At 66.9% G+C, this 6,792-nt stretch carries 2 protein-coding genes; both read left to right on the forward strand.

What is annotated here, in order from left to right; all coding sequences use genetic code 11:
* The first annotated feature begins 82 nt into the window (after nt 1-82).
* On the forward strand, nt 83-4,717 hold the full coding sequence (gene gltB, locus ABFX36_RS17435; RefSeq protein WP_006897965.1) for a glutamate synthase large subunit: 4,635 nt from the start codon (nt 83-85) through the stop codon (nt 4,715-4,717).
* Nucleotides 4,710-6,164 carry a glutamate synthase subunit beta gene (locus ABFX36_RS17440; protein ID WP_006897966.1) on the forward strand — a complete coding sequence of 485 codons (1,455 nt, stop codon included), beginning with the start codon at nt 4,710-4,712 and terminating at the stop codon, nt 6,162-6,164. The genes gltB and ABFX36_RS17440 overlap by 8 nt, the downstream gene beginning before the upstream one ends.
* The last annotated feature ends 628 nt before the right edge of the window (nt 6,165-6,792 follow it).

Below are 6,792 nucleotides of genomic sequence, written 5' to 3' on the forward strand. Positions count from 1 at the left end.
CGCTGGTTCGCACTGACCTCTGACCCGGGACTCTCTCCAGTACGTATCAGTACGCAGCGTCGCGTGCGGAGTAGGCAGATTCATGAAGCACTTGCCGGGGCCCGTCGGGCTCTACGATCCGATCAACGAGCATGACGCGTGCGGCGTCGCGTTCGTCGTCGACATGCACGGTCGCCGCAGCCGCGACATCGTCGAGAAGGCCATCACCGCCCTGGTGAACCTCGAGCATCGCGGTGCGGCCGGTGCCGAGCCCAACACGGGCGACGGCGCGGGCATCATGATTCAGGTCCCCGACCGCTTCCTGCGCGAGGTGGTGGACTTCGACCTCCCCGCCGAGGGCTCGTACGCCACCGGCATCGCCTTCCTGCCCCAGTCGGCCGGCGACGCCGCCGAGGCGGTCGAGGGCGTCGAGGAGATCATCGCCGCGGAGGGGCTCACTCTCCTCGGATGGCGCGACGTGCCGGTGGACGAGAGCTCGCTCGGCGCACTGGCGCGCGATGCGATGCCGACCTTCCGGCAGGTCTTCCTCGCGCTCGCCGGGAGCGAGGCGAGCGGGCGCACACCGTCCAGCGCGGAGATCATGGAACTCGAGCGCAAGGCCTACGTGGTCCGCAAGCGCGTCCAGTACGAGCTCGGCGAGAAGGGCGCCGGCCAGGACGGCCCCGGCCGCGACACCGTCTACTTCCCGAGCCTGTCGGGGCAGACGTTCGTCTACAAGGGCATGCTGACCACGCCTCAGCTGCGCGACTTCTACCTGGACCTGCAGGACGAGCGTGTGGAGAGCGCGCTCGGCATGGTCCACAGCCGCTTCTCGACGAACACCTTCCCGTCGTGGCCTCTCGCCCACCCGTTCCGCCGAGTCGCGCACAACGGCGAGATCAACACCGTCAGCGGTAACGAGAACTGGATGCGCGCCCGCGAGTCGCTCATCAAGACCGACGTCTTCGGCGACAGCCTCGACAAGGTGTTCCCGGTCTGCACTCCCGGCGCGTCGGACACCGCACGGTTCGACGAGGTCCTCGAGCTGCTGCACCTGGGCGGACGCACCCTGCCGCACGCCGTGCTGATGATGGTCCCGGAGGCCTGGGAGCGCAGCGAGGACATGAAGCCCGAGCATCGGGCGTTCTACGAGTACCACTCGGCACTGATGGAGGCATGGGACGGACCGGCGTCGGTCTGCTTCACCGACGGCACTGTCATCGGCGCCGTCCTGGACCGGAACGGACTGCGTCCGTCCCGCATCTGGGTCACCAAGGACGGGCTCGTGGTTCTGGGGTCGGAGGTCGGCGTCCTCGACATCGACCCCGCCGATGTGGTCGCCAAGCAGCGACTCCAGCCCGGAAAGATGTTCCTGGTCGACACCGCGCAGGGCCGCATCGTCGCCGACGAGGAGATCAAGGACTCGCTGGCCGGCGAGCAGCCGTACCAGGAGTGGCTCGACGCCAACCAGGTCGCACTGTCCGACCTGCCCGCGCCGCCGCACAAGCACATGGCGCACGATCGCGTGACGCTGCGTCAGCAGATGTTCGGCTACACCACCGAGGATCTGAAGCTGCTCATCTCGCCGATGGCCGCGACGGGCGGCGAGGCGCTGGGCTCGATGGGCACCGACACCCCGGTCGCCGTCCTGTCGAACCGGCCGCGGATGCTCTTCGATTACTTCCAGCAGCTGTTCGCCCAGGTCACGAACCCGCCGCTCGACGCCATCCGCGAGGAGGTGGTCACCAGCCTCGGCGGCCGCATCGGCGGTGAGCGCGATCTGCTGAACCCGGCCGCGGGTTCGGCCAAGCAGATCGTGCTGAGCCAGCCGATTCTCGACAACGACGATCTGGCGCGGCTCGTGGAGATCGACCCGGCCACCGGCTTCCCCTCCGTGCACATCCACGGTCTGTACCCGGTCGCCGAGGGCGGCGAAGGTCTGCGTCGGGCACTCGACGGAGTCCGCAGCAAGGTGTCGGCGGCCATCGCCGACGGCGCCCGCATCATCGTGCTCTCCGACCGCGAGTCGGACGAGACCCTCGCGCCGATCCCGTCGCTGCTGCTGACCGCGGCGGTTCATCACCACATGGTGCGTGAGCGGACCCGGACCCGGGCCAGCCTCATCATCGAGTCGGGCGACGCCCGCGAGGTGCACCACATGGCGCTGCTCGTCGGCTTCGGCGCCAGCGGCATCAACCCCTACATGGCCTTCGAGACCATCGAGGACATGCTCGAGTCGGGCAGCCTCGACGTCCCGGGGACCGAGGACATGAGCCACGAGGCCACCTTCGCCGTCGCGCGCGCCAACTACATCAAGGCGGCGGGCAAGGGCGTCCTGAAGGTGATGAGCAAGATGGGCATCTCGACGGTGCCGTCGTACACCGGCGCTCAGCTGTTCCAGGTCATCGGCTTGGGGCAGGAGGTCGTCGACGAGTTCTTCACGGGTCTGAACAGCCAGCTCGACGGCATCGGGCTCGACGAGATCGCCGACGAGGTGGCCCAGCGTCACGCTCTCGCGTTCACCAAGCGTCCCGCCGAGCGCGCTCATCGCGAACTCGAGGTCGGTGGCGAGTACCAGTGGCGCCGCGAGGGCGAGTACCACCTGTTCAACCCGGACACGGTGTTCAAGCTTCAGCACTCCACCCGCACCGGTCAGTACTCGGTGTTCAAGGAGTACACCAAGCTGGTCGACGACCAGGCCGCCAAGCTGGGCACACTGCGCGGTCTGTTCGACTTCAACTTCGGCGACCGCGACCCGATCCCGATCGACAAGGTGGAGCCGGCCAGCGAGATCGTCAAGCGTTTCTCGACGGGCGCGATGAGCTACGGCTCCATCTCGGCGGAGGCGCACGAGACGCTCGCGATCGCGATGAACCGTCTGGGTGGCCGGTCGAACTCGGGTGAGGGCGGCGAGGACCCGCGCCGCTTCGTCCACGACGAGAACGGCGACTGGCGCCGCAGTGCGATCAAGCAGGTCGCCTCCGGCCGCTTCGGTGTCACCAGCCACTACCTGAGCAACTGCACCGACATCCAGATCAAGATGGCGCAGGGCGCCAAGCCAGGCGAGGGCGGCCAGCTGCCTCCGCACAAGGTGTACCCGTGGGTCGCCGAGGTGCGCGGCAGCACGCCCGGCGTCGGCCTCATCTCGCCGCCGCCGCACCACGACATCTACTCGATCGAGGATCTCGCTCAGCTGATCCACGACTTGAAGAACGCGAATCCGCAGGCCCGGATCCACGTGAAGCTGGTGTCGGAACTGGGTGTGGGCACCGTCGCCGCGGGCGTCTCCAAGGCGCACGCCGACGTCGTCCTGATCTCCGGACACGACGGCGGCACCGGTGCGAGCCCGCTGACCTCGCTGAAGCACGCCGGCGCCCCGTGGGAGATCGGCTTGGCCGAGACCCAGCAGACACTGCTGCTCAACGGTCTGCGCGACCGCATCGTGGTGCAGGTCGACGGTCAGCTGAAGACGGGCCGCGACGTGATGATCGCCGCCCTGCTCGGTGGTGAGGAGTTCGGTTTCGCGACCGCTCCGCTGGTGGTCTCGGGCTGCATCATGATGCGCGTGTGCCACCTCGACACCTGCCCGGTGGGCGTCGCCACGCAGAACCCGCTGCTGCGTGAGCGGTTCTCCGGCAAGCCGGAGTTCGTCGAGAACTTCATGCTCTACGTCGCCGAGGAGGTGCGCGAACTGCTCGCGCGCCTGGGCTTCCGCACCCTGCAGGAGGCCGTCGGACGGTTCGAGGCGCTCGATACGCGCAAGGCGCTCGAACACTGGAAGAACCACAAGGCCGGCAAGCTCGACCTGACGCCGATTCTGACGATGCCCGAGTCGCCGTTCATGAACCAGGACCTGTACTGCTCCGGCACTCAGGACCACGGCTTGGACAAGGCCCTCGACAACGAGCTGATCGAGAAGGCCCGGGCCGCGATCGAGTCCGGCACCCGCGTCACGCTGGCGTCCCCGATCAGCAACGTGAACCGGACGGTCGGAACCATGCTGGGCCACGAGGTCACCAAGGCCTACGGTGCCCAGGGACTGCCGGAGGGGACGATCTCCATCGACTTCACCGGTTCGGCGGGCAACAGCTTCGGCGCCTTCGTCCCGCGCGGTATCACCATGCGCATCGAGGGCGACGCGAACGACTTCGTCGGCAAGGGGCTCTCGGGCGGCAAGATCGTCGTTCGGCCGCCGCGCAACGCGCCCGCCGAATTCGTGGCCGAGGACAACATCATCGGCGGCAACGTGATCGCATTCGGCGGCACGGCGGGCAAGATCTTCCTGCGCGGTGTGGTCGGCGAGCGGTTCTGTGTCCGCAACTCGGGTGTCCAGGCGGTCGTCGAAGGCGTCGGCGACCACGGATGCGAGTACATGACCGGCGGTACCGCCGTGATTCTGGGACGTACCGGACGGAACTTCGCGGCGGGCATGTCCGGCGGCGTCGCATACGTCTACAACCCGCACGGTGAGTTCGAGGCCGACCTGAACACCGAACTGGTGGAGCTCGAAGAGCTCGACGCCGACGATCTGACCGTGCTGTCGGGCCTGCTCACCGAGCATCGCGACGAGACCGGTTCGCCGGTCGCCGCGGCGATCCTCGACGACTGGGACGTCGCCCGCGGGCACTTCGTGAAGGTGATGCCCCGCGATTACAAGAAGGTGCTCGTCGCCATCGACGCCGCCGAGCGCTCCGGACGAGATGTGAACGAAGCGATCATGGAGGCGGCACGTGGCTGATCCGAGAGGTTTTCTCAAGCACCCCGAGCGGGAGACGCCGGTCCGCCGGCCCGTCGAACTGCGGCTGCTCGACTGGAAAGAGGTGTACACCGAGTTCGACAAGGGCACCCTGCAGACGCAGGCGAGCCGCTGTATGGACTGCGGAATTCCGTTCTGCCACAACGGATGCCCGCTCGGTAACCTGATCCCCGAGTGGAACGATCTGGTGTACCGCGACCAGTGGGACGCAGGCATGGACAGACTCCACGCCACCAACAACTTCCCCGAGTTCACCGGGCGGCTGTGTCCGGCGCCCTGCGAGGCGTCGTGCGTGCTGGGCATCAATCAGCCCGCCGTGACCATCAAGCAGGTCGAGGTGGAGTTGATCGAGAAGGCCTGGGGCGACGGGACGGTGACTCCGGTGATCCCCACGCAGCGCACGGGCAAGAAGGTGGCCGTGGTCGGTTCGGGACCCGCCGGACTGGCGGCCGCACAGCAGCTCACGCGTGCCGGCCACGATGTGACCGTCTTCGAGCGCGCGGACCGTATCGGCGGTCTCCTCCGATACGGGATTCCCGAGTTCAAGATGGAGAAGCGGTTCATCGACCGCCGGCTCGAGCAGATGGAGGCCGAAGGCACCGTCTTCCGTACCGGAGTCAACGTCGGTGTCGACGTCACGGTGGAGCAACTCCGCGGCGACTTCGATGCGGTGGTCCTGGCCAACGGTTCCACCATCGGCCGTGACCTCCCGATTCCGGGACGCGAGCTCGACGGCATCCATCAGGCGATGGAGTTCCTGCCGCAGGCCAACCGCGTCCAGCACGGTGACGTGGTGGACGGCCAGATCACGGCGGAGGGCAAGCACGTCGTGATCATCGGCGGCGGCGACACCGGCGCGGACTGCCTCGGCACCTCGCTGCGCCAGGGTGCCGCACAGGTGCACCAGTTCGAGATCATGCCCAAGCCGCCGATCGAGCGTGCCGAATCGACTCCGTGGCCGACGTACCCGCTGATGTACCGGGTCTCGTCCGCTCACGAAGAGGGCGGCGAGCGCGTGTACAGCGTGAACACCGAGGAGTTCGTCGGAGAGAACGGCAAGGTCACCGCGCTCAAGGCCCACGAGGTCAAGATGACCGGCGGCCGCTTCGAGAAGGTGGAGGGCACGGACTTCGAATTGAAGGCGGACCTGGTGCTGCTCGCGATGGGCTTCGTCGGCCCGGAGCGCGGCGATCTGCTCGACAAGCTCGGAGCCACCTACGACGCTCGAGGCAACGTGGCCCGCGGAGGCGATTTCGGTGCCGTCGGACTCCCCGGCGTGTTCGTCGCGGGCGATGCCGGACGCGGACAGTCGCTGATCGTCTGGGCGATCGCCGAGGGACGGTCCGCCGCCGCCGGCGCCGACGCGTACCTGATGGGTTCCACCCAGCTCCCGTCGCCGATCCTCCCGACGACGGTCGCGCAGCGGTAGCGACGCGGGGCCGGTCAGGAATCGTCGAGCTTCCCCACTCTCATCGAACCTCTCCCAGGCTCATCGAGTAAGCGGAGGAGCGAACTAGGCTCATCGAGTAAGCGGAGGAGCGAACTAGGCTCATCGAGTAAGCGGAGGAGCGAAGCGGGGGAGCGCATCGAGATTCCCCACCAAAACACCCCCACAGGGCGGTCCGGCCGAAAGCCGGGCCGCCCTGCGCCGTTCCCACCACCACTGCGCCAAGAACTTGTCGCAGGTCACACCTGCGCCGATTTGACCTCACGTCCATCTGTGCGTAACTTATTCGGAGTCAGAGCGGCCCGGCCGCGATGACGTCCCCTTACTCTGATCGCCGCGATTTCGGTCGTGGTGTTCTTGTGCGGGGTCGGCCGAATCGGGTCTGAAAGCTTCGACTATCAGTGAGTCCTGTGAGGGATCACTGATTGGTGGGTGTCTGGAGGATTGTGTTAGGCTGGTGAGGTTGCTCCGGAGACGGGGTGGCTGACAGTTAATTGCAGATGTCTGCTGGTGTTCGGCCCTTGTTTGTGGGGGTTGGTTCTGGTGGGTGTGTGTTCTTTGAGAACTCGATAGTGTGTTTTGGATTTCTTGTGCCACTATTTTTTGTTTT

This window comes from Gordonia cholesterolivorans, from assembly GCF_039531975.1.
GTDB lineage: Bacteria > Actinomycetota > Actinomycetes > Mycobacteriales > Mycobacteriaceae > Gordonia > Gordonia sihwensis.

What these genes read in the sequence shown, in the direction of transcription:
- gltB (WP_006897965.1), top strand. Translation starts at nt 83, where the DNA reads ATGAAGCACTTGCCGGGGCCCGTCGGGCTCTACGATCCGATCAACGAG.